Annotated in this window: 1 protein-coding gene; it reads right to left on the reverse strand. The window is 71.1% G+C overall.

Translation table 11 applies throughout. The features are described 5' to 3' along the window. Positions 1–1,129: non-reducing end alpha-L-arabinofuranosidase family hydrolase (locus ABT171_RS41700; RefSeq protein WP_351252184.1), on the reverse strand; the 1,129-nt coding region annotated here is incomplete at both ends.

The raw sequence follows: 1,129 nt of genomic DNA on the forward strand, positions 1-1,129 counted from the left end.
TCGACGTGCGGTAGATGAAGGGCCACGCACCCCACTGGTACGCCAGCACCCAGATCTTCTTGGGCGCGAAGTAGAACAGCGTGGGCGCCACCGCGCGCTGGCTCATCCCGGTCTGGCCGGCCGACGCCATGTCCGACCAGTTCGTGAAGGGAGCGAACGCCATCGAGCCGTACGACGATCCCGACACGCTCGACCCGTAGACCAGGTGCTTGCCGTTGTACGTCACGTCGGTGAAGTCCTTCAGCGCGGACCACCCGTTCGCCGGCTGCGCCAGCGCACCCGTGGACGTCCACCGGTACGTCGACGGAAGAGCACACGCGCTGCCCGTCTGCGTGGGCGTGGTCACGGTCGACGTCCTGAAGTTCCAGTGCTGGTTGGCGCCGCCGGCGCCCGGGTCCCAGATCTGGACGGGAGTGCCGTCGGCGGTCCGGCCGCCGGGGGTCTCCAGCGCCCGGCCGCTGGCGACGTTGGTCAGCGTGTAGGAGCCGTCGCTGTTCCGGTCGGCCCGCCAGCGCTGGTTGGCGCCGCCGTTGGAGTCCCAGACCTGCGTCCTCGTCCCGTTGCCCGTCTGGTTGCCCGGCTCGTCCAGCACCCGGCCGCTGGCGACGTTGGTCAGCGTGTAGGAGCCGTCGCTGTTCCGGCTGGCACGCCACTGCTGGTTGGCGGCACCGCTGGCGTCCCACACCTGGAGCGGGGTGCCGTTGTCGTTGTATCCGGCGGGCTGGTCGAGCACGCGTCCGGAGGCCGCGTTGGAGAGCGTGTAGACGGTGCCGGGGGTGATGCCCGCGGCCTGCGTGGCGTCGCCGCTGCCGCCCAGGGCGGTGAGCGCCGCGCTGTAGGCGGGCTTCTTGTTGCCGCCCGCGTCGAACAGCAGCGGGTTCTCACCGGTGCGCCAGGAGTCGCTGTCCCGGATGCCCCACACCGTGATGCCTGTGCACCGTGCGACGTCCATGCACGCCTGGACGGCGCCTGCGTACGCCGTCGGCGACGCCTGGGCGATGTCGAGTTCGGTGATCTGGACGTCCACGCCGAGCGCGGCGAACCTGGACAGGGTGGTCTGGAAGCTCGGGGGCGGGCCGCCGGCGCCGAAGTGGCTCTGGAAGCCGACGCAGTCGATGGGCACGCCGCG

The organism is Streptomyces sp. NPDC001851, assembly GCF_040297165.1.
Lineage (GTDB): Bacteria > Actinomycetota > Actinomycetes > Streptomycetales > Streptomycetaceae > Streptomyces.